The 324-nt window shown below is 69.4% G+C and carries 1 protein-coding gene; it reads right to left on the bottom strand.

The window, feature by feature from the left end:
- A partial coding sequence (locus NCR35_RS30135; RefSeq protein ID WP_250537466.1) for a hypothetical protein occupies positions 1–324 on the bottom strand: 324 nt, incomplete at both ends.

The raw sequence follows: 324 nt of genomic DNA, 5'->3' as shown, positions 1-324 counted from the left end.
ATCGCCGTCCGCCTTCACGGTGCCCGCGATGCCGAAGCCGAGCCGCTCCAGCTGCGGCGCATCGACGCGAAAGCGCAACCGGTCGCCCGGCGCGCCGAAACTGCCGTTCAAGTCGACATCGTTGCCCGCAATCGAAAGCTGTGCCGTGCTAGGCAGGATGCGCATGCCCGCGACCTGCACCGTGCCCGCGCCGGTGAGCGGCAGGTTGTCGTATGTGCTGTCGTTCAGCTTGAACGTGGCTTTCGTGGTGAGCGTCGGCGCGAGCATGCCCGAGGCGGCGAGCGTGCCGTTCACGCGGGCCTCGATCACGCGCGGCGGCGGTCC

The sequence above is a fragment of the Caballeronia sp. AZ10_KS36 genome, from assembly GCF_023631105.1.
Lineage (GTDB): Bacteria > Pseudomonadota > Gammaproteobacteria > Burkholderiales > Burkholderiaceae > Caballeronia.
The sequence above is the reverse complement of the archived record's forward strand: the minus strand, read 5'-3'. Positions and strand labels throughout refer to the sequence as shown.